This is a genomic window from Phaeodactylibacter sp. (assembly GCF_022763345.1).
Taxonomy (GTDB): Bacteria; Bacteroidota; Bacteroidia; order Chitinophagales; family Saprospiraceae; genus Phaeodactylibacter.
In genome coordinates this window covers 62,049-88,787 of sequence record NZ_JALEGS010000037.1, presented here as the reverse complement: position 1 = coordinate 88,787, position 26,739 = coordinate 62,049, and the positions used below count along the sequence as shown (strand labels likewise).

The following is a 26,739-nucleotide window of genomic DNA, read 5'->3' as shown; positions in this document are numbered from 1 at the left end:
TAGTATAAATTACGAATTGTATTCACCCTTTTAGGTTAAACCAATAGGCGAATAGTTGTTTTCATGAGGGTAAAATTAGCGCAGTGTGCAAGAGTGGTGGAATAATTCAGATTAAAAAACGATTAAGCTTTTTTCTGAAGAAATAACTTAGGGTTAATCTTTAGGTTACTGCTGGTTGAGCTTAGTTTTTATCAGGTTGGGCCTATTTTGGATTTGTTGAATCTTTTAGTTGGTAAGCTCTTGAAACGTTGAACAGGGGAAGTGAGCTTAGTATAATTTTTTTTCATGAGGTGAAAATAATAACCGCTTTGACCTGATTCTTTTAACCCGGCTGTATTAGCTTTGGGAGCGGAAAATCAAAACTGAAGATCAATGAGCGCACAAAGCCTGAGGCATCAATTGCTAACTGCTGACAAGCCGGGCCGGGCAGACCTCCTTTTTGGTTATCTCAGGGCGCACGGCAACAAACATTACGAGGAAGAAGGGACTCAAATGCAGCATGCATTGCAGTGTGCGGCATTAGCCACCCGCGGCCGGGAATCCGCTACTTTGGTAGCCGCCGCCCTGTTCCACGACATTGGGCATATGCTTGCTGATGATCCCGTGGAGGCCAATAACCCTACACTGAAGGATGACCTGCATGAGGAACTGGGCGCCAACTACCTCAAGGGTATCTTCCCCGAAGCCGTACTGCAGCCCATACAGCTGCATGTAGCAGCCAAGCGATATCTCTGCACCCTTAAGCCTGCGTATTACGAACAACTTTCGGAGGCTTCCCAAAAAAGTTTCCGGCTACAGGGTGGTCCGATGAGCGAACAGGAAATCGCTGCATTTGAACAGCATCCATTCCATAAGGCAGCGGTTAAGCTACGCGGCTGGGATGATCAGGCCAAAGATGTAAACGTTGAGCACCTGGAGATTGACGCTTTCCGGGCTTCAGTATTAGAAGCTTTAAGTTAAACCACGACTCGCTATGATAAAAATGATTGTTTTTGATATGGCTGGCACTACGGTGGACGAAGGCAACGTCGTCTACAAAACCCTGCGGGATGCCGTCAACGCCACTGGAGGCTATCCGTTCTCCCTACAGGAAGTATTGGCTTCTGCGGCCGGCAAGGAAAAACGGGATGCCATTGCGGGGCTATTAGGCAGGAACGGCACAGTGACCGGAGAGCAGGTAGATGCGGCCTATCAATCCTTCAAAACGGCACTTGAAACGGCTTATGCCAATCTGGATGTAAAACCCACCATCGGGGCAACAAGCTTTCTGAAGCAATTGCGCAATGCCGGCATTAAAGTAGTACTCAACACCGGGTACAATGCCGCCACCGCTCAGTCGCTGATTGACAAAATGGGCTGGAAAGCTGGCCAGGAGTATGACTTGCTGGTCACCGCAGACCAGGTAACGCAAAGCCGCCCCGCACCGGATATGATCGTACTGGCGCAGGCTAAGCTCGGTATAGCATCTGCGCAGCATATTGTAAAAGTAGGGGACTCGGCTATTGATATTGAGGAGGGCAAAAATGCCGCCTGTGGCTACACGGTAGGCGTAACCACAGGCGCACAGACTGCTGCTCAAATTAGCGAAGCAGGGCCTGACTTCATTATTGACCGCCTGGAAGACTTGAAACTTAGGCTTCCACTTTCGCTTTAACCTTTGCTGTGGCCTCTTCCTCTATGGAGTCGGTTACGGGCAGGCCTGCCGCCTCAGCGTAGGCTTTCTTGTTCAAGGTCAGGTTGGGGCTGCCAAAGAGAATCTTATACCAGGCTTTGGGGGAACGGTAAGTCGATAGGTCCTTGACGATGTCAATAGCCTCGTGGAAGACCAGGTAAACGGGGTTGTAAGAACCAACGGGCTTCAGTATGCCGTAATCCGGCGTTTCCTCCTCCTCTTTAAAGGTACCGAAAATCCGGTCCCAGATAATCAATGTGGAGCCGTAGTTCTTGTCCAGGTACTTCTCATTCGTAGCATGGTGGACCCGGTGGTGGGACGGCGTGGTAAAGATATACTCAATAGGCCGGGGCAGCTTTTTGATCAGCTCGGTGTGCAGCCAGAACTGGTACAGGACTTCGATTTGGTGCACGATAAAGAATACCACGGGATGAATGCCCATTAACGCAATAGGCAGGAAGAAGATGATTTTTAGTTGCTGAATCCAGGAAAGCCGGAAAGAAACCGTGAAGTTGTACTGCTCGGAGGAGTGGTGCGTCACGTGCGTGGCCCACCAAAATCGCTGCTCGTGCGCGACCCGGTGCGCCCAGTACCGGCAAAAATCCAGAACGACAAAGCAAAGCGCAAAGGACCACCAGGTAATGGGGATGCTCCAGGGAACCAGGTTGTAACATACCAAGACCAGTCCGAAGGTGAAAACCTTTGTCAATGCGGAGGAGATAATGTTGCCTATGCCTACGGCAGTAGCTGCAAAGGCATCTTTGGTGTCATAGTTGCGGCGCAATTTCCGGATCCGGATAAGGTACTCTACGAAGACTAACGCAAACATTACCGGGGCTGCGTAAATAATTATAGGAGGCAAGTCCATTGCGAAGACTTGCTCCAGGGTCAATTTTGGTTCGTTCATTTCCTGTTATTTGATAAGATTGATAGCCGAATATGCAAAGAAGGCCCTAAATACATGGAATCACAAAGATGTAGCGTAGAAATTTTGTCAACTATGGCGGCTTGTACGAAATCAAACCCTAATAGATGAAAAAAACTGAGCGCTGCAACTTTTCTGCTTTTTAAACGGCTTTACAATACTATGATGCTTAATTGTCTCTTCAACCCTCATTCCGCGCCCAGGTTCGTTGGATTTTTCTGGATGCTAATCTAAAAAAGTAGGGGTTGAAGGCGCCTAACCGCATCTTTGAACCATAAAACAACCCGACACACGGCCTTTAGCTCAAGAAGCTGCGGGCTCAAATTTTTGAAATCACCACGACAATCTGAAATTATGGAAACCATTTTTAGAACCCTGCTATTAGTCATTTGCCTGACCCCCATTGGGCTCAGTGCCGGAACACCTACCTTATTTGATCAGTTCGGGCATACCGAGTTGCTGAAGCTGGAATTGGAGTTCAGCCTGGATACCATGTACGCCAAAGTGGATACCAATGAAGAGTACCCGGCGATCTTTCGCTACCAGGATGCACATGGAAACTGGGTGGAACTGCCCAGCGAAATCCGCGCCCGTGGCCGCTACCGCCGCCGGGTATGTGATTTCCCGCCGCTGAGGATTGACTTTTCCAAAAGCGATCTCAGAGCTCGCGGGCTGGCAGAACACGATGATATGAAGCTGGTCACCCACTGCCAGACCGGCAAAAAGGGAAAAGAAGCAGTCCTGCGGGAGTACCTCGCCTACAAAATGTACCAGGAATTATCCGATCATGCGCTTCGGGCACAGTTGGTCGAAGTGACTTACAAAGACACAGAAAGTAATCAGGAACTGGTCAAATACGGCATTCTGCTGGAGGACATTGACGAACTGGCCGCCCGTAAGGCAAGTATGGAATGTGACGAATGCTTTGGCTTGTCTACTGTCGAGTTTCAGCAGGAGAACCTGCGTACCCATGCCATGTTCCAGTACATGATTGGCAACGTAGACTGGTCCATCCCCATGTCGCGCAACCTCAAAATCCTGAAGCCTGTGGATGGCGGATTGAACACGGTTGTCCCCTACGACTTTGACTTTTCCGGCATCGTGAACGTAGGTTACGCTGTGCCAGCCCGTGATATTGGGCAGGACAAGGTGGGCGAAAGGGTTTATCTGGGCGCTGAACTCAGCAGCAGTGAATTGCATTCGACTGTTCAACTCTTTAAGTCCAGGCAAGGCAATTTTGAAGCAATGATTAGTGATTTCGACCTGCTGAGCCGTAGCGATAAGCGCGAAATGCTGGAATACCTTCAGTCTTTCTACACTGCTCTGGATAATGGCACCGTTTGCGCTGAGTTCACAGCGAAAAACTGCCCCACTGTGCTGGGGAAGTAAAGGAGCAATGAGGAAAAACAAAAAGCCTGCCCGGCAAAACGCCGGGCAGGCTTTTGTAATGAGGAGGGTGGAGGAGACGGGTCTAAAACCAGCCCGCACCAAGCCCGCGGAACGGCCACGGAATGCCCAGTAAGATGAGCACCATTCCAATCAGATAGAAAACAAATACCGCCTTGCCAGCGGCAGTAGCATTCGCTTTGCGCTTTCCACGGCTGTAGCCAATGGTAATCAGGATGATGGCGAGCAGCATCGTCACCAAATGCTCAACCGTGTAGAAGCGGGTGATGGTGTCCTTCATGAAGCCTTCTCCGTAGGATACCAACGGGCTGTATACAAAATACAACAGCAGCCCAATAACCAGTTGTACGTGAGTCAGGATCAGGCCAATGAGTGCAGAGGGCTTATTAAAAGCCTTGCCATTGCGCCAGGACTGAAAGCCTTTGATAATGGCATAGATGAGCGCCGCGAGCAGTAGCCATCTCAGGCCCGAGTGCGCGTGTTTTAACATGTTATACATAAGTTCAAGTTTTGGTCAATGGTGTAAAGGATACGGGCAAATCTACTATTTATGTGCCATTCTCTTTAGCTTTCTTTGCCGTAATTGGCATTTGGTAATGCCGTTGTAATCTTTGAGCCTGTACTCAACTTTTCGGGGGATAGTCAATGTTCTATAAAAAGTTTTATTCCTTGCTTATGACAAAGGTATGAACTTATGAAGTTTTGTACATTTGTGCCCACAAAAGCTATCAGCCATGAAATTATCCTGGAAGGGAATCTGGAATTATAAATGCCCCCGCTGCGGGGAGGGTGATCTGTTTAAAAAGCCTTTTAAATGGACCGATCCCATTGACATGCATAAGGCGTGCCAAAATTGCAAGCTGGACTTTGAGCCGGAACCGGGCTTCTACTTCGGTGCGCTCATTATTTCCTACGGCATTTCGTCATGGATGCTGCTGCTGCCGGCGCTGCTTCTGGTACTGTATTACGATTGGTCCGTGATGGCGGCTATGGGCTTTACCCTGGCTTTCGCAGCTTTGACCTACTTCAAAATTATGCGGTTGTCCCGATCGCTCTACCTTCATTTCTCCATGCGCTACGACAAGAGCCTGGAAAATTCAGAAAACTCTGGCTCTAAGTACGACAAGACTATCTTTTAGACTATTTCATCGTACATTTAGCGGAAAAACATAGCCATGCGTCTGTTTTTCCGCTTGCTTTTGCTGAGTTGCATTTCCTTCATTTCCACGGCACAGCCTGCCTCCAACCGTTCTGCGCTGAAAATTGCTGATGTTATGCAGGGCGAGCGCTTCGTAGGCTTCCTGCCAGAGCGAATTCAGTGGCACCCCAACAGCCAGGAAGTCTTGTTTACCTGGAACCCTGAGCAGGATACCCTGCGCTCCCTGTACAGTGTGAAACGGGAAGAAGAAAAACCGGCATCTGTGAGCCTGGAGCGGCAGCGGGGATTGCCTGAGCCGGGCGCATACAATTCTGACTATACGCTCATGGCTTACGCCAAAGATGGCGACCTCTTCCTTTATGATATTGCAGCCGATAGCAGCCGGCAGCTGACCCACACCGGGCAGCGGGAGTCCGCCCCTTCCTTTACCTCGGATGACAGGCAGATCATTTTCACCGCCGATCGCAACCTCTTTGCTTGGCATTTGCAGGAGCACCGGCTGGAGCAGCTCACTTACTTTGAGAAAGGCAGCGGAGGCAGCAGCCGTTCCCCTGATGCACAGCAAACATGGCTGGACGAACAGCAAATGGAACTCTTCGAAGTCCTGCGCTGGCGGGATGCTCAGGACCGGTTGGAAAAGGAACGCCGGGAAGCCCTGCGCCCGGATCGCCCTCAGGCCATTCATTTGGGCAGCAAGTCGTGGAGTGGCCTGCAGCTTAGCCCCGATCACCGCTTCGTGACGCTCCGGCTGCGTTCCGATGCCACAACAGAAAGCACACAGGTGCCCCATTTCGTCGACCCAACGGGCTATCTGGATATCAAAAAAGCACGCCCAAAGGTGGGCCATTCTCAGGATACTTACGAAATGGGCGTTTACGACCGGCAGCGGGATACGTTCTACACCGTTTCCACCCTGAGCCTGGAGGGCATTTACGACAAGCCTGCCTATCGCATGGCCGTCTACGGAGACACTGCCGCACAGTATGAATCTCCCAGAGCCGTCCTCCTGCATGGCCCGGTCTTCAGCGATCAGGGCAGGGCAGTGGTCGTCGTCCGCGCACTGGACAACAAAACCCGCTGGATTGCAGAGCTAGACCTGTCTACGGGGCAACTCCAGCAAATTGACCGACAGCAGGATGATGCCTGGGTGGGCGGCCCTGGTATTTCCGGCTGGAATTTCTCAACCGGGACCTTGGGCTGGCTGGATGAGCAAACCATTTTCTACCAGTCAGAAGCCACCGGGTACTCACATCTCTATACACACAATCTGGATACCGACGAGCGTACCGCGCTGACAAGTGGCGATTTTGAAATCCGTAGCGCACAATTGTCCCGCGATAAGCAGACCTTTTTCATCATCGCTAATGCGGAGAGCCCCTTTGAGCAGCATTTTTACCATCTGCCGGTCAGTGGAGGCTCTTTGCAGAAAGTGACGGACGCGCCAGGGAAGTACGAAGTGGAAATCGCACCGGATGAAAAGACGCTGGCCCTGCGCTATTCCTACAGCAATCAGCCCTGGGAACTGTACCTGATGGATAATCAGCCCGGCGGTGCGCTGCGCCGGGTGACTGAATCCACGACCAAGGCTTTCCAAAGCTACGCGTGGCGGGAGCCTGAAATTATACGCTTTAAGGCATCAGATGGTGCAAGCGTGCCTGCCCGTCTGTACCGGCCAAAGAAAGGCACGACGAAAGGCAAAGCCGTCATCTTCGTTCATGGAGCGGGCTACCTGCAAAATGTACACCGGTGGTGGAGTAGCTATTACCGGGAGTACATGTTTCATAATTTGTTGGTGGACAATGGCTTCACGGTATTGGACATCGACTACCGGGGCAGTGATGGTTATGGCCGGGACTGGCGGACCGGGATTTACCGGCATATGGGCGGCAAGGACCTTAGCGATCAGGTGGACGGTGCTGCCTACCTGGTGGAAGCGGTCGGCATTGACCCGGAACGAATTGGCATTTACGGAGGCTCCTATGGGGGCTTCATCACCCTGATGGCGCTATTCACTTCGCCTGGCACCTTTGAATGTGGTGCGGCCCTGCGTTCGGTAACCGACTGGGCGCACTACAACCATCCTTATACCTCCAACATCCTCAATACACCGGTGGAAGATTCCATTGCCTTCCGCCAAAGCTCACCGATCTACTTCGCAGAAGGGCTGGAGGACCGCCTGCTTATCCTCCACGGCATGGTAGACGACAACGTACAGTTTCAGGATGTAGTGCGACTGTCCCAGCGCCTGATTGAGCTTGGGAAGGAAAACTGGGAACTGGCCGTATTTCCGGTAGAGCCCCACGGCTTTATTGAGCCCAGTAGCTGGACGGATGAGTACCGCCGTATTTTTAAGCTGTTTCAGGGTATGTAAACCTACTCTTTGAGAAAGATATAACCGCCTTTCTCAGCACCCCAAACCTGTGCTCCGGACGCATCAAAGCCCCGGTCCCAGCTGACGATTTTTCCGGGCATGACGGTGACTTCGGAGGTGGCATAAGCCGCTCCCCTCAGGGTGCTTTTGCAGCGGTCCCCCTCTGTGCTACCGGTGTAAGAGCCGTCAGCTTGTCGGGTTAGAATGACCGCGCAGCCTTCGCGCAAACGCAAGTTATCTTTGGATAGCGCATTGAAGCTTTCCGGTACCTGCCAGTCGCCCACCAGGTCATCTTCATTATCTACGGTGTAGACGATGCTTTTGAAGGTCTTTTTGTCCACCTGTTCCAATTGGTAGATGCGCTGCCGGTAAGGTTTGGCAGGCATGGCACTCACGGCTTGCTCTACGTACAGCCAATGCCCCCGGTCCTTCCAAATGGGGTACATGTGCAGGGTGATATCGTAGAAGGCATCGTCTTCGGCAGCCTGAGCAGCGCTGGTAAAGGTGCCGGTCATCGCTTGCTGTAGCTGGTCAAGGGCCTTGGTATTTGCTGTGTCGGTGGTGGATTTGGTGGTATTGCAGGCTGAAAGTAGCAATGCTGTTGCCAGGGTAAACAGGTAGGGTCTCATAGTTTGAAGGTGTAATTGGTTTGTTAAATGGTCAATTGGTATGGGGTGGAAGTGCAGCTCTGATTCTTACTTTGTGTAGCGTTTGGCAAACCGCAGCCGTTGCCGGTAGGGGAATACGTCAAAGAGGTAGCCTGCTTCCAGTTTCTTCTGGGTGTCAATCCAGAAACCAACATCGTAGAGGTCGCCATGCAGGCGGTAAAAAATATCCCTGATATCGCGCCGCCCAATCAGGAAACGCCGGAACTCCTCCGGGAAAATGTCATTTGGGCCTACCGAGTAGAAAGGCTCTGAGGAGAGTTCTTCTTCGTAGGTTTCGGCCTCGGGGATGCGCCGAAAGTTGTAATCGGTTAGCGGGCCAATTTCGTCGTAGTCGTAAAAGACGACCCGCTTCAGGCGTGTGACACCAAAGTTTTTGAGCAGCATATCGCCCGGGAAAATATTGACCGCAGCCAATTGCTTGATCGCCTTGCCATAGTCGTTGATGACCTCCTCTGCTTCCTCTGTTGTAGCCTGATCGAGGAAGAGGTTGAGCGGGATCATCTTTTTCTCAATGTAGAGGTGCTTGATCTCCACGATATCGCCTTTGATTTTGACCTTGGAAGGGGCTTCTTCCATGAGGTACTGCAGGAGTTCATCCGAAAACCGGGAACGCTCAAACAGGAATTGTTCAAAGATGTGGCTGTCTGCCATGCGCCCCACCCGGTCGTGGAAAAAGACCATCTCGTACTTCCGCTTCACCTCATCCTCCGTCACTTGCTTCGGAGCGGCGAAGCGGTCTTTGATCACTTTGAAGACCATATTGTAGGAGGGCGTGGTGAAAACCGCCATCACCATCCCTTTAATGCCCGGCGCGTGGTCAAATTTATCGAGGGTACGCTCCATATGCCGCAGGTAGTCCCGGTAAAGGACGGTTTTGCCGTGCTTTTCGAAGCCAATGGAGTTATAGAGTTCGCCCAGGCTCTTTGTGGGCAGTATGGATTTCAGGAAGTCGACGGTTTCGCTGACAATATCCACGTCAACGAGAAAGTAGGACCGGTTGTAGCTGAAGATGGAGGATACATCGTTGTAGTCGAGCAGGAGTGCATCCGCAAAAATGCCATTCTCCTTATGCAGGAGCGGGATGATAAACGGGGTGATCCGGTCTTCCAGGTGCAGCCTGCCCACGATATAGGCTCCCTTGTTGCGGTAAAATACCGACTTGAGCAATTCAATGCGGGCATGGCGGGGCAATTCTCCGGGGGTTAGGCTTTCCCGTAAGGTATCGCAGATGTACTGAATGTCCCGTTCCATGTCTTCCCATTGAGCATCAAAGGTGAAAAAGTGGAAGACCTGCCGGAAAATATGTTCCAGAGGTTCAATCAGGAAGAATGTCTGATGGATAGGTATGGTAGAGCGGAACTCCCGGTAAGTAGCCGTTGCAAGGACAAACATGAGGTCTTTGTCGACACTAAGGCCCCGGTGGCTGTGCCTGAAAATAGAATTGTAGAAAGTCTCCGCAATATTCCGCGTGGCAAAATTGCTGACTTCCTCCAGGTAGTATTGCTTGATTTTTTTCCAGGTGTCGTCATCACTCGACAAGCTGCCCAGTAGTTTGACGACTTCCTTAGTGGTTTTGCCCACCTGATCCCGGTAAAGGGTGAGCCGTTCGCGGGCATCCGCCTGCATGCCCCTCCAGTCGCGGTGCTCGAAGCGGATCTGGGCGCGTTTGGTAACACGCTTGTAGTTATAGTAGTATTGCTGGTAGCTGCGCAGGATGAGGTGAGCAGTGTCGTAGGGTAGTAGTTTTTCAAACATAATAAAGGCAGTTTAGCCAACAATAATGCGCTCCAGTACATCCCCAACCCAGTAAGCGACTCCAGCAGCCAGCGCCCCCAGCGCTAGTGTTTCGAGTACGCCTTTCCAAATAGAAGTTTCGGTAACGTAGCTTTTCAGCCCGCCCACAATACCAAAGCCTAGGCCGGTAAGCAGGCAGGTGGTCCAAAACAAATCACCGGCAAATGGAATAAAGTAATCATAAAGATACAAAGCCAGCGGAATGAACCCCACCAGGATAAACGCCACATAAGTTACAGCGCCAATGGCCAGGGGCGACCGGCGTTGCTCCATCATGAACAACTCCTCTTTCATCATTACATCTGCCCATCGGTCCTTGTCAGCGGTGAGGATGTCTACAACCTGCTCCAGCAGTGGCCCATCAAAGCCTTTTTGGCGGTAGATTTCCCGGACTTCCTCCCGCTCCTCTTCCGGCTTATGTTCAATCTCCCAGTATTCTGCATTTTTATGCTTCTCGTAGTTGTGGGCTTCGGATTTTGCCGAAAGGTAGGCTCCCACAGACATGGAGAACCCATCTGCCAGCAAGTTCGCGAAACCTAGGATGAGAATTACGGAGCTGTCCAGGCCAGCGCCTACAGATCCGGCGACCACTGCAAAAGTAGTCACGCTGCCATCAATGCCGCCGTAGACAAATTCGCCCAGGTAGTCCTGATGCCTTTGGAGGAAATTAGGGGCACTTGGTGCTGCTTCCATCACATGCGGTTATTCTGTGGGCATATCCTTGTGCTGAAGTTCCGGTTTAGGGCTTTGTTTCGGGGTTCTCTCGCGAATGCGCTTTGAAATATCCCGGTCGTCGGCCAATGCGCTGAACCAGGTCACGAGGCGGCTGCGTTGCTCGTCCGTAAGGCGGGCTTCCGCATGGGTGAGCGGGTAGGCTTTCAGTGGCATATGCCCTTCTTCTACTTCTTCGGCACATTCCTCTGCTTTGTGGGCGCGCTTCTCTGCATCGTAAGCGGTCCAGGTAGAGAAATTAAGATGTTCCCGGCCTTCGTCCACATGGCCCTTCAGCCACCAGCCTACGGGTTGTACGTTAGCGTACCAGGGGTAGGTGGTGTGGTAGGAATGGCAATCGTAGCAGGCATCTTTCAACAGCTGTACCACATCCTGCGGAGGTTGCACAGCCGCAATCAGGTCTTGCCCGTTGGGAGCAGGCGGGTTGGCCTTATCGATTTGGAAAAACTGAAGCACCACAAGAGCGCCGAGCAATCCTAAGAGTATTCGCTTTACAAGTGTTGACATGGCAATTGGTTTTAGACTGTGTTTGGATTTCACCCTTTGGGCTGCATTTGCCAAATTTCATCCTGCACTTCGTTGCTCTTCAGTCGCTTAGCTCAGGCTAGGCTCCCTCATCGCGCCTTGTTCAGAATAAAATTTGACTACATTCGCTCCAAAAGCGAATTCCAAACACAGCCTTAGTGATCAGCAAGGTAGTTAAAACTGTTTTTCCGAGCAAAAAATCAGGGTGGATTGAGTGGTAATTGCCGGGCTATATTTCCCGATGGCCATCCTGTCCTTAATACCAGTAATTTGTATATTACCGGCGTCCACTCAGGAACTCCAGTTCCAGGCGGAGCAAGTGGTAGTCCCTTAAGTTATAAATCCATTCGAGTTTGGTTTGCAGCCCCTGTTCGAGGTTTACGATATAGTCATGGTAGTCTACGGCACCACTTGCGTAAGCTGCTTCTGCCGATCGGATTTGCTCGTCTGCCAAAGGGAGGAGTTCTTTTTTTGAGAATTCCAATAGGTTCTTCTGAGCCAGAAACAGGGTCGTCAGTTCCCGCCTTCTATTCTCCAATGCCCTTTCGGTTGCATCGAGTTCGGCTTCCTGAACAGCGACTGCTTTTTCGGCCCCCTCTATTCTGGATTGTATAGCTTTGCGGCTAATGGGGAGGCTGAGCCCCAGCTGATAGCCCAGAAAGGGCAGGGTTTCGTTGATCATTTGCAGCTGCCCGCCTGCCAGGATTTTGGGCATCAGCTGGCTGCGCTCCTGTACAATTTGGGCTTCTGCCAACCGGACTTCCTGCTGCTTTTTAAGCAGGTGAGGGTGGCCGCCGTTGACATACCAGTTGGGGGTTGGGGAAGGCAAAGGCAGGGAATCGAGCAGGGCGTAAAAGACGGAATCTGAGTGCAGCCAGTTGTTAAAAAGCGTATGGGCTAGATCATAGGCTTTCTGCGCTTCCTGTTGTTCGAGGCTGGCTTGTTTTTGCTTGCTTGTAGCAGAGAGTACAGGTACTTTCCCGGTTTCGCCAAATTCAAACCTGGCCTGCGCAAAGTCGACGAGCCGGCTCATCAGCTCCTGCTTCTCGCGGTAGTGCTGTTGGAGATTTTTAGTGAAGACCAGCTGATAGTAAGCTTTGGACACTTCCCGACGTAGTTCCCAATTAGTCAGTTCTAACTCCGCATTGCCCAGCAAAACGGCTTCCCGGAGCGCCTCCTCCCGCATTTTTGTCGTGCCCGGCCAGTCGAACGCTTTGAGAAAGCCAGCGCTATGCAGGCCGGTAGCGGGGTTATCCGGGTCTACCATGCCGCCTGCCATAAACAGCTGAGTGGAATTATTGGGCCGTGCGGTGCCCATCAGCGCCTGAAGCTGTTCCAGTGCTTTTTGGTCACGCTTGAGCTCAGGGTAATTCCGTTGGGCAATGGCCATCGCTTCTTCCAGCGTTACCGGAAAGCGGGCCTGTGCTGCCAAAGTGCCTGTGTTAAGCATTGGGAGCATCAAGGTAAAAAGGAAACTCAGGAGTAGTGAGGAGTTCGTTTTCATGGTTCGTTTGGACGTTGATCTCGCTGCAAAAGTAATGCCCTTTTTCCGAAGCTTCAGAAAAAGGGCATTACTGTAGTTGATGAAGTGGGCCGGATTAAGGCTTAAGGTCGGTCTTTTTGCCCTGACAGCCTCCTGCTCCCTGCCCCTTTTTGCCACTGCAGCAAGCTTTGCCGGATTGGCCGGCCTGTTTGCCTGGGCAGCCCACCTCTGCTTGTTGTTTGTTGCCTTTACAGCCCTGCTGACTCTTTCCCTTGCAGCCTTGCTGATTTTTTCCTGGTTGACAGGCTTTCGTGCTGCCCCTCATGATGGCATCGTAGTCGGCCGTGGTGATGTAGCTGGGTACATAAGCTTCACCTGCCTGTTCCAGGTTTTGAGAAAAAGCAACGAGGTGGTTGTTCGAAGCTTCCATCAGCCGGCTGTAGGTGGCTTTCAGGTTGGCATTTTCGGTTTCAGCAATGGCTGTTTTCAAATCTCTAATGTCCATTTCTTCAATCAGCGCACCTACCTGGAAGGCAGCAGTAAGCGATTGCTGGCCTTTTTGAGTCAGGTCCAGATAAGATTGTTGCAATGCAGCATCGTCATACAGCCCTCTTTCACCCGAACGTACGGCTTTTGACATTTTTATGCCGTAGCGGTCCGCGAGCTGTTTGATCATTTCCAGGTGGCGCTGTTCTGCAGCTGCAATTTGTATAAAAGCCTGAGCTTCCCATAGCTCTGCCATGTCCATGTAAACGTCATAGGCAAGTTTTTCTTCTTCCGCCATCCGGGCCAGGGTTGCGCCTTCCTGTTGGTTGAGGACCAGTTTTACCTGTGCGCTGCCCAGTTGCAGGGTCAGGACGGTCAATAAAAATACAAAGGTCTTTCTCATGGGTTCTGCTTTTACCGGAAAGGTAGGGCAGGGCCGGCAAGGAGGCACTAACCCTGATCATGTACAGCGGTGATATAAATCAGTTTTTTGCTGTCTGCTACGGGAGGGCTACCGGGCGGGGACGAGTGGAAAGGGCGTGGAGAAAGGCTTTGAGTTGCGCCCTCTCCGTTTCTGTGAGCCCGAGCGGCTGCAGAATAGGGGAGTGGGCAGGCTGCCTTGTGCCGTCCAGCCTTTTGGGGATGATCTGCGGCATCCCCTGATCGTACATAAAGAGGACTTCGTCCAGTTCCACGATATTACCATGATGGAGGTAGGGGCCTGTAAATACAACGTCTCTCAGGCTTGGGGTCCGAAACTTGCCCATGTCCAGGCTATCACCAGTGATGTTGAACAAGCCGAGGTCTTCCCCCGGTCGGCCAAAGTGGGACTGCCCGTTGTTATGGAATTGCTGGTCGGTCAGGAAGGGGCCATTGTGGCAATTGATACACTTGGCTTTAGTGCGAAAAAGGTGCAAACCAGAAATTTCGTCGTCGTTCAGAGCGCTGTAGTTGCCTTCCATAAATCGGTCAAACCGGCTCTTACGGCTATGGATGCCCCGCTCAAAGGTAGCGAGTGCCTGGGCAATGCGCTCCACGGTAACTTCCGGGCTGCCAAAGACTTCCTGAAAGCTTTGCCGGTAGGTCGAATCTGAGCTTAACTCTGCGGGCAGGCTTTCTAAATCCTGATTCATCTCGAAGGGGTCCTGGATTGGGAAAAGGGCCTGCGCTTCCAGTGTAGCAGCTCTGCCATCCCAGAAAAAAAGATCCCAGTGCCCGGCATTGAGCAAAGTAGGGGCATTGCGCGTGCCTAACTGACGATTGTGCCCGAAGGAAGTCCGCCGCCCGTCGCCCCAGCCAAGCTCAGGGTCGTGGCAGGTAGCACAGGCAATTTGGTTGGAACCGCTCAGTACAGGGTCAAAAAACAGCCGTTTGCCAAGGGCAGCTTTGGCTTTGGAGTAGGGGTTGTCAGGTGGATAGGTTACGGCAGGTAAAGGGCCGAGTTCCCGGAAAGTACCATTAGAATCCAGGGTTGGGGCGGCCCATTCCGTTGCTGGCCGGCTGTAGGCGTCCCGCAGGTCGGTGGCAGGCTTGCTGTACCGGGCTCCCAGGGCAACCAGGGTTGCCAGGATCAAAAATGGAATGCTGTATTTCGGAAGGTATCGCATTATTCAATTAACCACTGCCCGATAAAAAACGTTGACGGGCAGTGGTTCGGTATGTTGTTAAGGTTTATTGCTTTATGAAGCGCAGCGTGCCCCGGCGCTCTCCGTCCCGCAGTTCGAGCAGGTAGGTGCCTTTGGCCAGTTGGCTGGCTTTGAAAGCCACCTGTTGGATGCCGTTAGGTACGGCTTCGGTCCAGATCAGTTGCCCCTGTGCGTTGTAGACCCGAGCGGTACCATTGTACAGGCCCTCGCCCAGCGTGACATTCAGTCGGTCCCTAACCGGATTCGGGAAAGCGCTCAGAGATAAGGTTGCCAGGTCCCGAACGCTGCTTTCCATATCGCCAATACCCGTAAGGTTGAAGACGAAAGTGCCTCCTTCGTTAGCGTTGGTGTTCAGGGTCAGCGTGGCATCCAATGGATTGATTTCATTGGGCCGGAAACCAAGCAGAAAGGTATCCTGTGTGCCGGCGGGAATGCTTTCCTGGATTTCAGTAACGAAGAAGTTGACTTCATCATCAAGGGCAATACCGGTGACGAGCAGCGGTACATTGCCCAAGTTGGAAATCGTAAACTGTTCTACGGCTTCCATGCCGACTTCAACGTTGCCGAAATCGACCGTGTAGCCGGTTTCGAGTAAGTTCTCCTCCTGAGTGATTTCCAGCGTTGCGGTAGGCACTATGCCGGTGCCTTTCAGGACCAGTTTGAAGGCGGTTGCATTGAGGTCGTTGGTAATCAGCGTTACCTCAACGAAGAACTCACCTGCTTCGGTTGGGGTAAAGCTTACAGGGAACGCAAAAGCCATATTGGGATCGATTTGCCCTTCAAAATTATCATCTACCGTAAGGGTGAACGGGGCTACGACTCCACCGAAAGGGTCTTCAGCCGGGAATGATAATGTCCCATCGCCATTGTTGCGCAGGATCAGTTGTAAGGTGTTCGTGGTGCTGATCAGTGCTTCGCCCAGGTCCAATGTGTCTCCGCTTAGAATGCGCTCGGTGTCGACCTCGGCTACGAAATCCGGCAGTGGAATCGGCAGGGTCCAGAGCTCATCTCCGGTGGAGCCATCTGTGGCTTCGAAGAACAAACGGTTACCGACCTGAATGATGTCGTCGATGTCGCTGTCGCCAGCGGGGTTAATGTCGGAGATACGGAAGGGCTCGTCCTCGGTGACCGGGAATTCATAAAGCTCCTGCCCGAAATCCGGCGTGGTGGCACTGAAGTATAGTGCGTGTCCGGTAAATACGATATCGTCCGGTTCTGAGCTGCCCAGCCCCGGGTTGATGTCCGCCAGCAAGTCAATCGAGGCAGACAGTGGATTGCCTTCTTCCTCCACAAAAACCTGGAACAGTTCTTCACCGATTTGATCACTTTCCGCGGTGAAAACCAAGGTAAGGCCCAGAAGGTCAACAAAGTTGCCGGGGTTGGCATCGTCTCCATTATTGAGGTCTTCCACCATAATAGTGCCAGCTTCGGTGCCATCGGTCACCCAGAGCTCGTCCCCGTGGGTGCCGTCATCCGCTTCAAAGAAGACCAGCCCGCCGAAAGCGATCAGTCCGCTCGGGCTGGAACTGCTGCCGCCTGGGTTGATGTCTTTCACCAGCACGGTGCCTTCCGGGGTGCCGTCTGTTTTCCACAGTTCGGTGCCGTTTTCGCCGTCGTTTGCCCGAAAGAAGACTTCACCGTTCAGGGCTACATACTGTGATGGAGAGGCATTGCCGCCATCGCGGATGTCTTTAATAAGCATCGTGCCTTCAGCCGTGCCGTCGGTCACCCATAGCTCGTTGCCCACCAAGCCGTCATTGGCGGTGAAGTAGATCTTATCGCCGACTACAGTTTTGAAGTTCGGGTTGCCAGGGCCTGCGCCCTCCTGAATGTCGATGACCAGGTTGGTGCCCGCTGCAGTGCCATCGCTGGACCAGAGCTCTGAGCTGACGATGCCGTCATTCGCGGTAAAGTAGAGCAGGTCATTGAATTTCACGAAGTCAAACGGGCGGCCGTTCTCTTCTCCTTCCTGAATGTCTATGAGCAGGGAGGTGCCCTCCGGTGTGCCATCGGTTACCCAGAGCTCATCGCCCAGTACGCCGTTATCAGCCTGGAAATAGATGAGGCCGTTGTACTCTATGAAGTCGGAGGGGTTGGAGTTGCCGGCGGCGGTTTCCGGGTCGGGGTTGAGATCGCCGAGCATCATCGTGCCTGCTTCGGTCCCATCGGTAATCCAGGGCTCTACGCCAACATCCGGGGCTTCAGCGCGGAAGATCAGCAAATCACCGTAGGCGGCAAATTCACGGGGGGAGGCATCATCTCCCGGGAAAATATTCTTGACTAGTACCGGCTGTGCTGCCAATCCGAAGGCCAGGAATGCAAGAATTAGGGTAAAATTGATTTTCATAACACGAATTTATTTAGAGACGAAGAGAAAATTGTATCATTTATGCCGTCTAACTACTAAAGATTATCGTCGTTCTGATTCCAGAACATATTTGCGTAGCACGCTTTGGGGGCCGCCGATTGCGGTTTCATCAAAGTACACGTCCAGCTGTAGCGCACCAGTGATTTCGTCATACGTGCCTCCGCCGCTGATGCCTATTTCAAAGGGAGGAAGCCCGGAACTTTCCGTACGGGTGATGGTGACCTGTTGCTCGATCACCTCCACTGTGCCGAAGGTGGCCCCCTCGTTTGCCGGAATAAACCGCAAAGCCTCGGGTATACGGATGAAATGAGAGGCAGAAGAAACGTCGAAATCGCTGTAGATTCTCACCATATTGAAAGCATTGCTGCCTTTTTCGGGATCAGGATGTCCAAAACCGATGACATCCGGTGTGGTCCGGCTGGCATAGGCAAAGGCGAAGAATTCATTAGTCCGTCCAGCGGGGACTGGTTCCGCGCCAAAGGAAGTGTAGCCCCAAAGCTGGGGGAAGGTGATATTGGGTGCCCAAATGGGCAGGTCTACTGTGCCACCGAGGGTGAAGTCGATGGTGAGCGTATCCCGGCCTTCCGCAATCTGTACGCCTTCTGCAGGCATTAGCCGCAGATGGATAGAGCGGTCAAGCCGTTCTGAATCCTCGTTTTTCGGTGCGCGGATCCGGAGGCTGCCATTAAGCATGCCGGGTTGCAACAGGAACCGGTTGCCGCCTTCTATTTCAAAATCCGTACCGGGTACGGCATCGCCACTGACGGCTACTTCCACTTCTACAGGTATTTCCACCGGTTTGTTCAGGAGCAGCTGTACATCCAGGAAACTATCCACAACGACTGCTTCAGACAGATTGCCGAAGCCGGCTATTGGTGGTGCAGGGTTGCCGGCCGGCTGCTCTTTTTCACAGCTCGTCAGTAGGAGCGTAGTGATGATCAGGAGTGGGAAAAAAGGCTTCATAGGCTATTCTTGAAAAATCAGTTCGAAGGTACGGCCTCGTTCTGAGCCGGGGAAACCAAGGTGAATAAAGTCCGGGCTGACCTGTTCCAGCCGCAGCAGTATCCGGCTCGGGGCAGGCAGGGTATCGAGCCGCTCAAAGCTTAGCTCGTATTCAAAAGTGCCGGGTGGGAGAATTAAGTTGCGCCCGAGGGCTGATTCGCCATCTTCCCCGGTCAGGGCCCAGTGCATGCCTAATATCAGGCTGTCCGGCGCTTCGTAGGTTACCATTACCAGCACGTCCTCCATTTGGGGTGCAGCCGAAAGGGCAATGGGGATGATCAAAAGGGAATCCTCTGTAGCCGTAGCACTGAGTTCCACACTGTCCTTCGCCGGCTCATTCACCTGATTGTCGTAGTTGAACCGGATGAAGGCATTTTCGGGATCGAAGATATTGTCTTCCCGTTGGGTGGGGCGGGGATCCTCACAACTTAGTAAGCTGAGTAGTGCCATTCCCATGAATATTGCAGTTCGTCGCATCATCATTGCCATTGAGCTCTTCATTAATACCCTTGATTTTGAATTAAGTTCGGATTGGCATTCAGCGCCGATTGAGGGATGGGCAGCGCAAAGCGGTAATCCGGATAAGCAAGGTCACAGTTGGGGTTCGCCGGCAGGCAGTTGTCCCGCTCCACGCTTCGTCCGGTGCGCTTGAGGTCGAACAGCAGGTGGCCTTCCAGCGCCAGCTCCCGGCGGCGCTCCTCAAAGATTTCTTCCTGTAGTTCGGTGCCGGTCAGTGTGGTGGGTATTGCGTCGGCTACGGCTCTTTGGTGGATGAGGTTGTAATCGGCCTGCGCCAGCGCGTCCTGTCCCAGTTTGGCGTAAGCTTCTGCCCGCAGCAGGTAGATTTCCGAGAGCCGCAGCATGGGGAAATTACTGATGGAATTGGGCTGAAGGGCGTATTTGCTGCAATAAACCTGACCTTCAATCTCTTGGTATAGTTCCCGTCGAATGTCGCCCTCTTCCAATCGGTCGAGTAAGTCCTGAGTGACCGTACAGAAGGGGGGATTCTCCACATCGGAAGGAGCTCCGACCACCCGGGCGATAGACGCGATCAAGCCTGCAGACCCAGCGTCAGCATTGCGGAAGCGCTGCAAGTCGAGGTACCAGAGCACTTCGGGGTTAAATTGCTGTTCGGCCCAGGTGTCCACATAATCGTCTGGATTGAGGAGGGTCACCTGCCCGGCATTAATAACCGCTGTAGTTTGCTCGACTACGCCTGCCCAGTTGCCCTGATAGGCATAGGCGCGGGCGAGCAGCCCCCGGGCAATGAGGGGCGTCAGCCAGATGCGGTCTGTAGTACGGCGGGTGTTGGGGCCGAGCAGCTCCACAGCCCTGAGCAGGTCTGATTCGATCAATGTATAGCCTTCTGCGACAGTGCGGCGGGCCGGGCGCTCCGTCACCTCAAACGGGCGTTCTGCCAATACAACCCCCGGGTGGCTACCGTCTTCTGTGAAGAGGTAAGGCTGTGCGTAAAGCCGCAGCAGGTCAAAGTGGGCGATTGCACGCAGTGCCAGGGCTTCTCCCCGCAGGCTGTTTCGGCGGGTTTGCTGATCGGTTTCAAGGGTTTCCAGTGCCGCTATGATATTGTTGACCCGGTTGAGGTGGTTGTACAATACGGCGTAGAACTCGTCGAAACTGTTGTTCTCATAACCGGGGCTTATCGTGAAGAAGTTGCCTTCCCGGTAGGTGGTGATGATGGCACTTTGGTTGCCGGCCACGCCATCAGATCCTGCGGCAGCCGGATTGGGCTGCATATTGCCAGCCAGTTCCGGATAGGCTGTGAAATGCTGACGGTAATAATCGCTTACACCCAGGCTGCTGTAGGCCCCGATGATGGCAGCGTCAATGCCTTCCAGTGTATTGAGGGCTTCATCCTTTGAAATCTGATCCTGCGGTTCGATGTTCAGGAAGTCCTGGCAACTGCTCAGGGCCAGCAGGAGGGCCGTAAAAGTGAGTAGCTTCTTCATCATAGCGTTACATTTAAACCAAACATAAAACTGCGGGCTTCCGGAAATTCGAAACGGTACTCTGCGATGCCATTGCGGTTGGCCCGGCTTCGGGTGGAGTAAAGGTAGCCGAGGTTGTTGGCCTGTGCGGTGAGTGAAAAGCTGCTGATGCCCATGGCGTCCAGCCAACGGTCGGGGAGGCGGTAGCTGAGGTTGAGGTTGGCCAGGCGGAGGAAGTCGTTGTCAAACAGGTAGCGGGTGCTGTTGTACTGCAAGGTGTTGTCGACGTGCAGGCGGGGGGTGTCGGTAAGGTCGCCCGGCTGCTGCCACCGGTCCAGCTGATTGGCGCTTTGGTTGTTAAAGCTGATCTGCCGGCCATCGGTGAAGGTCAGCCCGTCGACCAGGATGTCGCCACCATAGGAATAGCTCACCAGGAATGCGAGGGAGAGCCCTTTCCAGGCAAAGGTATTCGTCATTCCTCCGTACCAGTCTGGCGCACCCTGCCCGATGGGCACCCAGTTAGCGGGGTCATCTACGAGATCATCATCGTCGGTGATGCTGCCATCGGGCAGATAGTAAAGAGGCTTACCGTTGTAGGGGTCCACGCCTGCGAAAGGCACGCCGTACAGCACACTGGAATTTTGGCCCACCACCAGCCCCCGGCTGTTCAGTGCTGAAGCCGGGAAGCGCTCCGCCTCAATTCGGGTAAGCTGATTGCGGTTACGCGCCATGTTGAAGCGGGTGGTCCAGCGGAGTTCGCCCTGTGTGTTGACGGTTTCCACGCTGGCTTCCCAACCAATATTGCGCTGATTGGCGGCATTGGTCACGATGTTGGTAAAGCCACTTTCCAGGGGAACCGGAATGGTGTAAATGGCATCCTCGGTGTAGTGGCGGTAGTGCTCCACGGTGAGGCGGAGGCGGCTTTCCAGCAATTCCAGGTCCACCGCAAAGTTGTACTTGCGGACCAGTTCCCAGGTCAGGCCTTCATTGGCGGGCGCGGTAGGCGCAATGCCGATGTTGTTGCCGTACAGGAAGGCATCGTTGTAGCCATAAAGGCCGCGGGCGCTGTAGGTGCCCAGGCGGGAGTTGCCCGTCAGGCCATAGGACGCGCGGAGCTTGCCGAAGTTGAGCCATTCCAGGCGCCCCATCCAAGGCTCCTGCGTGAAGGCCCAGGCTGCACCAGCGGCCAGGAAGTTAGCGGCCTGCACATCGCCCCCAAAGATGGACGACGCATCCCGCCGCCCGCTCAGGGTGAGGTAGTACCGGTAATCGTAATCATAGCTGGCCTGTGCGTAGAAAGATTCGCTGGCATCCTGATAGTTGGACTCATCGGCGTCGATGTTTTCTTCATCCACTGTCCAGAATTCCCGGAGTTGATCAGAAGGGAAATCCGTAGCGGAAATACGCTGCCGGTAGGTGATTTGTTTGTTGCGCTCCACACCAGCTAGCGTATTCAGATGGTGATTGCCGAAGGTCCGCTGATAGTTCAGCTGCCCGTTGGCGACCCACTGCAGGTTGCCCCGGGTGAAGCGCCGTGCTATGCCGTTCCGGGTGCGGCCGGAGCCATTTAAGGCAGATTCGTACTGATATTGCAGCTGTAAATAGCCGTCCATTCCGCCCGACACCCGTACTTCCAGCCCTGGCAGGATTTCGTAGTTTAGCTGCAGGTTGTTGTTGATGTTGAAAGCATCGTGGAAGAACTCATTCTGTGCGAGTGCCGCCACGGGATTGGGCCGGTTGATGAAAAAGCCACCATTGTTGAAGGTGCCATCCGGATTGACCGGGGAAAGATTGGGCGGATAGGTGAACGCCCCAAAGTCACTAAAGGACTCCTTACGGACGTAGCCGCCGGAAAAGCCGAAGCGGAGGTTGAGTTTGTCGCTCAGTGAGGTGTTGAGGTTAGACCGCACCGTGGCCCGTTCCAGCCCGTTGCCCCGGGAGATCGCATTTTCTTTGTAGTAGCCTGCCGAGAGGAAGTATTTGGTCCGCTCGTTCCCACCACTCAGGCTTAGATTGGCATTGAGCACGGAGCCCTGCCGCTGGGTAAGGGCAGGCCAGTCGGTTTCGATGTCGAGGGGACCAGCATCTGCCGGGTTTTCTCCAGTTGTATTGAATAAGGTTTCCCGGGCCAGGCTGACATACTCTTCCGTATTCAGGTATTCCACCTCATTGATCAGGTTGGAGAATCCGGTGCTTACCCCGCCCGAAATTTGTGTTTTGCCCGTTTTGCCCTGCTTGGTGGTGATGAGGACCACACCGTTGGCAGCATTGGCCCCGTAGATGGCGGTGGCGGAGGCGTCCTTCAGCACCGTAATGGATTCAATGTCCTCCGGGCGGACGAACATGAGCGGATTGAGCTGTTGGTCGAGGGAAGTGCTAAAAGGCGTGTTGGCCGTATTGGTTTCCGAGACATCGTAGAGCGGTACACCGTCGAGTACAAAAAGCGGTTGCCCGGAAGCCACGACATCGTTTCTGCGCACCGGAGGCAGAGAGCCATTGCCACGGATGCGCACCTGTACCGGCAGGCCCGGCTCGCCCGTATTCAGCTCCACCTGTACGCCAGCTACCTGCCCCTCCAGCATTTTGTCGAAGCTTTCGATGGGTCGATGTGGCAGTAGTTCGTCGCCCTCCACTTGCTCGTAGCTGCCCACGAGGTCTTTCTGCTTTTGCTCGCCCGCGTAGGCCGTGACCACGACCTCGTCAATCAGCTGCACATCCGGGTTCAGGATGATGTCGAGGCGGGAGCGGTTGCCCACGGCAACGGTCCTAGGCTGCATACCCGTGTAAGAAAAGGTCAGCCTGACTTCCCCTTCCGGAAGGTCGATGGTGTACTTCCCCTCGTAGTCGGTAGCGGTGCCCCGGTCCGTGCCCGCAAGCAGGACGGTAGCCCCGATCAGGGTTTCTCCATCCGCGCTGCGCACGGTACCGGAGACGGTGCGCTGTTGCGCCACAGCAGCCGTGGAGAGCAGCAGCCCCAGCAAACACAAAAGCCTGTACATGGATTTAGACTTTGTTTAAATTAAGAAGGGCAAAGATAGGAAGGCTTGGGATTTTGTGGTGGCTGTGCAAGGTGATTAACGGAAGAATACCTAATGTTGGGGATGGGGGAGGAGAACCTACATACTCTTCTGAGTTATGGTCGATTACGAAAGATGGAAGGAGGAAGAAGATGATATAGATGAAATACTTGACTATGTAGTCGCTGCTTTAGATAGCGAATACGAAGCTGAAAGATACATTAAGGAAGAGATAAACAGAAGAATAAATAGAAGTTGAACTCGGTTAATCAACTCCCCCTATCTGCCCGAGGGAGTGTACACTAAACCCAAGCTCAACGCTGCAAGTACACTACGTCTACGCCTCAGCTATTAGGCCATAAAAAGAATTAGCAGCTATATCTTCGCCAAGCTTTGGCAGGCACCGTGTGCAGCGGCAACCCAATTTCGTCCATCACCGTCACCGGAAAAATGCCTTTGCCGGTCAATATTGTAGTATATAGGAAGCACACGATCTTGTAGCTTTGGCAAATAACCAGCAGTAAGGAATCATTTTTAAGCATAAAATCGTTATCTTGTATAGGCATAAGCAACAATACCAAGCATTATGAGCCAAGAAGCAAAAAGAGCCCACGCCCACGAGCTGATCGACCAGATGGACAATGAGTTCTTTGATGTGGTTTATCAGCTTATGGAAACCTATGTGCGTAAACAATCTGAACAAATAATGGGCTACTCTGCTAAGGGCGACCCCATCAGCGTAGGTGAGTTTTTAGAAGAAGCAGAGGAACAGATACAGCGCGCAAAAGCAGGTGAGGGCATCAATATTGAAGAACTCAAAAAGCGCTCTGCACAATGGCTGGAACGTTCCAAGTGATCATTACTCCGGCTGCAGAACAAGACCTTGAGGGTATTATTGCTTATCTGATTGAAAATGAGTCGTATGACCGCGCCTTGACGGTGCATGATGAGATATTAGAAGTGATAGAAGGTTTACAGGAAATGCCTACTCGTCACGCTCCAGCACGAGATACCTACGAGTTCGTAGGCGACTATTATCGAAGGGCACCTGCAGGAAAATATAAAGTCATCTTTCATGCCAGTGAACCTGACAATGAGGTCTTCGTTGTTCGAATAATGCATACCAAAAGAGGTCCCGAATTTGTTAGAAAAGCATTGTTGTAGAACCTCGCTGCCGGTAGGTTCGGCCATGCCGCTGCAAGGCGTACTGTCTGCCGCTTATGGTTCTCAGATGCTGACAACGCAGTTCGTTCTCCGGCCTGCACCGAAAGCGTCAGGCAGTTCAGCATCTAAGAACTGTGTCTACGCGCCAACTACCAGCCCATGAAACAATTAGCTACTCCACCTTCGCCAGGCTTCGGCGGACACTGTGCGCTGCGGAACCCCATCAGGCAGTTTGGAAGAAAGCGCACCGCAGTGCCGAAGCCCTGCGGTGCGCCTCCAGACATAGTCTTACTTCAAAAAAGCATACTTCTCCGCATACTCCAGCATTTGCTCTGTAAAGTCAGCCGGGTACTCCACTTTGATGTCGGTGATGGCTCCATCCTCACCGGTAACCGGCACGAGGCGGGGGTTGATAAAGCCACCGTAGGGCGGGATGTTGAGTTTCTCTGACCGGCGCAGCACTTCCGCATGCAGTTCGGCATCCACCTGTACGCCGTAGGTTTCGATCAGGTTTTTGCCGGCTCCATAATCGCCCTGCGACTTGATGCGCTGCACCTCGCGCAGCAGCTCGCCAAACAGCTCCCGTACTTTCGCGTAGTCCTTGATGTCGATGTAGGTCTTGCCGTCGCGCTTGACAATTTCAATAGAGCCATTGGCTGTACCTTGCTCTATGGTCCAGCGGGAGATCATCTGCCGGTCACGCATGTGGGCCTGCTCAATGATATTGCCGGGCTCGATGCGCCGCAGTTGGAGCATATAGCCATTTTTGAGGTAGCCATCGTACTCTGCCTTGGCTACTTCGTCGGAAGGGACCAGCCCAAGCTCCTGCATTTTGGGGTCCATGATGTAGTAGAGGGCGACCAGGTCGGCGCGGGCTTCTTCCAGAGGAGAGGCGTAGTTTTTAAGGGTCTCCTTAGGTGTGGCAACGCCCTCTTCGAGCTGTCCGGAAGCATGGCCGACTACCTCGTGGAGGGCGGTGTGCATTTTGCCGCCCAGGGAACCGTATTCCCGGGCGCGGGCCATTTCTTCCTCATCATGGGAGAATTCCTGCAGCAAGCCGGGGCCATCTGCTTTTTCGTACGCCTGAATGATGTTGCCCAGACTTACCGACTTGGAGCCATGCTTGGCGCGGATCCAGTTGGCATTGGGTAGGTTGACGCCTATAGGCGTGGCGGGGGAGGCGTCCCCGGATTCACCAGCTACAGCTACCACGCGGTAGGTAATGCCAACGACGTCCTTCTTCTTGTGCTCGTCCATGATGGGCGAGTTGTCCTCGAAGTACTGCGCATTTTCAGAAACAACGGCCATACGCTCGGAAGCATCAAAGTCTTTGATCTGAACGATGTTCTCGTAAGAGCCTTTGTAGCCCAGCGGGTCGTTGTAGACCTCGATGAAGGAATTGATGTAGTCAATGTCTCCCTCGGTAGCTGTGACCCAGGCGATGTTGTATTTGTCCCAGGTTTCCAGGTCGCCGGTTTTGTAGTACTCAATGAGTAGCCGAAGGGCATTGGCTTGCGCTTCGTTCTCTGCGACCTCCACGGCTTTCTCCAGCCAGGAGATGATTTGCTGAATGGCGGGGCCGTACATCCCATCGGCGTGCCAGACGGCTTCCTCCAGCTCTCCGTTTTCATTGCGGATAACCTTGGAATTGAGGCCCATGGAGACGCGCTCGTTTTCCAGGTTGGCTTTCAGGTTCGCGTAGAAGGCTTCTGCCTCCGCCTGCGTGATGTCGGGGTCGTAGAAGTTGATGGCTGAAGCTTTGACCAGGTCATCGGCGCTTTGGTTGATCTTCTTGGCGTCTACCTCCGGATCGAACATGGCAGTGAGGGCTTCATCTGAGAGGGTAGCACCCACGGCATTCATCAGCTCCTGAAAGTAGGCCTGTGAGAATGCGGGCTCGAACTTGTCATTGGAGTAGTGGTGGTGGATGCCATTGGAAAACCAGACATTCTTTGCATAAACGATGAAGTTGTTCCAGTCCTCGCTCGATTTGTCGCCTTCGTAGCCGGCTACAATTTTGTCGATGGCGTCGCGGATAGCCAGGTTATGTCGGTAGTTTTGATCGTACATGATGTCGCGCCCGCTCAGGCCGGCTTCCACGAGGTAGTACACCAGCTTTTTCTGATCCAGGCTTAGCTTATCGAAGCCCGGCACCCGGTAGCGGATCATCTTTTTGTCGGCGAAAGTCTCCGTCAGGTACTGAAAGCCCTCGTCGGAATCCTCTGTGGTGGTTTCAGTGGTGTTTTCGGTAGTTGGTTCTGCATTTTGATTGCAAGATGCGATAAGGGCAACGAGCCCCAGCATCCATAGCCATTGTTTATACATAATAAGGTATAATGGTTAGAAAATGAGTTGGATGAGTCAGTTGAAGATA

At 53.1% G+C, this 26,739-nt stretch carries 23 protein-coding genes; 8 read left to right on the top strand and 15 right to left on the bottom strand.

What is annotated here, in order from left to right; all coding sequences use genetic code 11:
- Window positions 1-372 precede the first annotated feature (372 nt).
- Together MRY86_RS10255 and MRY86_RS10250 are read left to right on the top strand one after the other, a co-directional pair.
- Window positions 373-960, top strand: a complete 588-nt coding sequence (locus tag MRY86_RS10255) for an HD domain-containing protein (RefSeq protein WP_293567623.1) — start codon at window positions 373-375, stop codon at window positions 958-960.
- 13 nt (window positions 961-973) lie between these two features.
- The gene (locus MRY86_RS10250; protein ID WP_293567621.1) at window positions 974-1,654 is read left to right on the top strand and encodes a phosphonatase-like hydrolase; all 681 of its coding nucleotides are present in this window, start codon (window positions 974-976) and stop codon (window positions 1,652-1,654) included.
- Here the strand turns inward: MRY86_RS10250 and MRY86_RS10245 are convergent.
- Entirely contained in the window at window positions 1,632-2,579 is a 948-nt protein-coding gene (locus tag MRY86_RS10245; protein WP_293567619.1) for a sterol desaturase family protein, read from the bottom strand. The two genes, MRY86_RS10250 and MRY86_RS10245, sit on opposite strands and share 23 nt — an antisense overlap.
- Window positions 2,580-2,951: 372 nt before the next feature.
- Here MRY86_RS10245 and MRY86_RS10240 point away from each other — a divergent pair, with 372 nt between their 5' ends.
- A complete protein-coding gene (locus tag MRY86_RS10240; RefSeq protein ID WP_293567617.1) occupies window positions 2,952-3,986 on the top strand; it encodes a hypothetical protein in 1,035 nt (344 codons plus the stop codon).
- Between the two features lie 82 nt (window positions 3,987-4,068).
- Here MRY86_RS10240 and MRY86_RS10235 read toward each other — a convergent pair whose 3' ends face one another.
- Complete coding sequence (locus MRY86_RS10235) at window positions 4,069-4,503, bottom strand: cytochrome B (protein WP_293567615.1); 435 nt, start codon at window positions 4,501-4,503, stop codon at window positions 4,069-4,071.
- 235 nt (window positions 4,504-4,738) lie between these two features.
- On the opposite strand from MRY86_RS10235, the gene MRY86_RS10230 reads away from it, so the two are divergent.
- Both MRY86_RS10230 and MRY86_RS10225 read left to right on the top strand, forming a co-directional pair.
- Entirely contained in the window at window positions 4,739-5,143 is a 405-nt protein-coding gene (locus MRY86_RS10230; protein WP_044229828.1) for a DUF983 domain-containing protein, read from the top strand.
- Window positions 5,144-5,179: 36 nt separating this feature from the next.
- Window positions 5,180-7,534: a prolyl oligopeptidase family serine peptidase gene (locus tag MRY86_RS10225; protein ID WP_293567612.1), complete on the top strand. Its 2,355-nt coding sequence runs from the start codon at window positions 5,180-5,182 to the stop codon at window positions 7,532-7,534.
- A gap of 2 nt (window positions 7,535-7,536) precedes the next feature.
- Here MRY86_RS10225 and MRY86_RS10220 read toward each other — a convergent pair whose 3' ends face one another.
- The 12 genes from MRY86_RS10220 to MRY86_RS10165 all read right to left on the bottom strand — a co-directional run bounded on the left by MRY86_RS10220 (window position 7,537) and on the right by MRY86_RS10165 (window position 23,183).
- Window positions 7,537-8,163 (bottom strand): chromophore lyase CpcT/CpeT, encoded by a 627-nt coding sequence (locus MRY86_RS10220; RefSeq protein WP_293567610.1) that lies wholly within the window; start codon window positions 8,161-8,163, stop codon window positions 7,537-7,539.
- Window positions 8,164-8,229: 66 nt separating this feature from the next.
- Window positions 8,230-9,957, bottom strand: coding sequence for a bifunctional isocitrate dehydrogenase kinase/phosphatase (aceK, locus tag MRY86_RS10215; protein ID WP_293567608.1), 1,728 nt, complete (start codon window positions 9,955-9,957; stop codon window positions 8,230-8,232).
- 12 nt (window positions 9,958-9,969) lie between these two features.
- A complete protein-coding gene (locus tag MRY86_RS10210) occupies window positions 9,970-10,689 on the bottom strand; it encodes a VIT1/CCC1 transporter family protein (RefSeq protein ID WP_293567607.1) in 720 nt (239 codons plus the stop codon).
- Window positions 10,690-10,698: 9 nt separating this feature from the next.
- Window positions 10,699-11,235, bottom strand: coding sequence for a heme-binding domain-containing protein (locus MRY86_RS10205; RefSeq protein WP_293567605.1), 537 nt, complete (start codon window positions 11,233-11,235; stop codon window positions 10,699-10,701).
- A 295-nt stretch (window positions 11,236-11,530) separates the two neighbouring features.
- A complete protein-coding gene (locus tag MRY86_RS10200) occupies window positions 11,531-12,757 on the bottom strand; it encodes a TolC family protein (RefSeq protein WP_293571413.1) in 1,227 nt (408 codons plus the stop codon).
- Between the two features lie 94 nt (window positions 12,758-12,851).
- On the bottom strand, window positions 12,852-13,625 hold the full coding sequence (locus MRY86_RS10195) for a DUF2202 domain-containing protein (protein WP_293566507.1): 774 nt from the start codon (window positions 13,623-13,625) through the stop codon (window positions 12,852-12,854).
- A 97-nt stretch (window positions 13,626-13,722) separates the two neighbouring features.
- Window positions 13,723-14,829 (bottom strand): cytochrome c peroxidase, encoded by a 1,107-nt coding sequence (locus MRY86_RS10190; RefSeq protein ID WP_293566508.1) that lies wholly within the window; start codon window positions 14,827-14,829, stop codon window positions 13,723-13,725.
- Window positions 14,830-14,893: 64 nt separating this feature from the next.
- Window positions 14,894-17,215, bottom strand: coding sequence for an ELWxxDGT repeat protein (locus MRY86_RS10185; protein ID WP_293566509.1), 2,322 nt, complete (start codon window positions 17,213-17,215; stop codon window positions 14,894-14,896).
- 63 nt (window positions 17,216-17,278) lie between these two features.
- A complete protein-coding gene (locus tag MRY86_RS10180) occupies window positions 17,279-18,199 on the bottom strand; it encodes a hypothetical protein (protein WP_293566510.1) in 921 nt (306 codons plus the stop codon).
- 3 nt (window positions 18,200-18,202) lie between these two features.
- Window positions 18,203-18,739 (bottom strand): hypothetical protein, encoded by a 537-nt coding sequence (locus MRY86_RS10175; RefSeq protein ID WP_293571411.1) that lies wholly within the window; start codon window positions 18,737-18,739, stop codon window positions 18,203-18,205.
- Window positions 18,739-20,208, bottom strand: a complete 1,470-nt coding sequence (locus MRY86_RS10170; RefSeq protein ID WP_293566512.1) for a RagB/SusD family nutrient uptake outer membrane protein — start codon at window positions 20,206-20,208, stop codon at window positions 18,739-18,741. Before MRY86_RS10170 ends, MRY86_RS10175 begins: the two co-directional genes overlap by 1 nt.
- On the bottom strand, window positions 20,205-23,183 hold the full coding sequence (locus MRY86_RS10165; RefSeq protein WP_293566513.1) for a SusC/RagA family TonB-linked outer membrane protein: 2,979 nt from the start codon (window positions 23,181-23,183) through the stop codon (window positions 20,205-20,207). Before MRY86_RS10165 ends, MRY86_RS10170 begins: the two co-directional genes overlap by 4 nt.
- Before the next feature lie 136 nt (window positions 23,184-23,319).
- Here MRY86_RS10165 and MRY86_RS10160 point away from each other — a divergent pair, with 136 nt between their 5' ends.
- The 3 genes from MRY86_RS10160 to MRY86_RS10150 all read left to right on the top strand — a co-directional run bounded on the left by MRY86_RS10160 (window position 23,320) and on the right by MRY86_RS10150 (window position 24,365).
- Complete coding sequence (locus MRY86_RS10160; RefSeq protein WP_293571409.1) at window positions 23,320-23,460, top strand: hypothetical protein; 141 nt, start codon at window positions 23,320-23,322, stop codon at window positions 23,458-23,460.
- Between the two features lie 327 nt (window positions 23,461-23,787).
- On the top strand, window positions 23,788-24,057 hold the full coding sequence (locus MRY86_RS10155) for a hypothetical protein (protein ID WP_293566514.1): 270 nt from the start codon (window positions 23,788-23,790) through the stop codon (window positions 24,055-24,057).
- Complete coding sequence (locus MRY86_RS10150) at window positions 24,036-24,365, top strand: type II toxin-antitoxin system RelE/ParE family toxin (RefSeq protein WP_293566515.1); 330 nt, start codon at window positions 24,036-24,038, stop codon at window positions 24,363-24,365. Before MRY86_RS10155 ends, MRY86_RS10150 begins: the two co-directional genes overlap by 22 nt.
- 288 nt (window positions 24,366-24,653) lie before the next feature.
- Here MRY86_RS10150 and MRY86_RS10145 read toward each other — a convergent pair whose 3' ends face one another.
- Entirely contained in the window at window positions 24,654-26,690 is a 2,037-nt protein-coding gene (locus tag MRY86_RS10145) for a dihydrofolate reductase (protein WP_293566516.1), read from the bottom strand.
- Window positions 26,691-26,739: the final 49 nt, after the last annotated feature.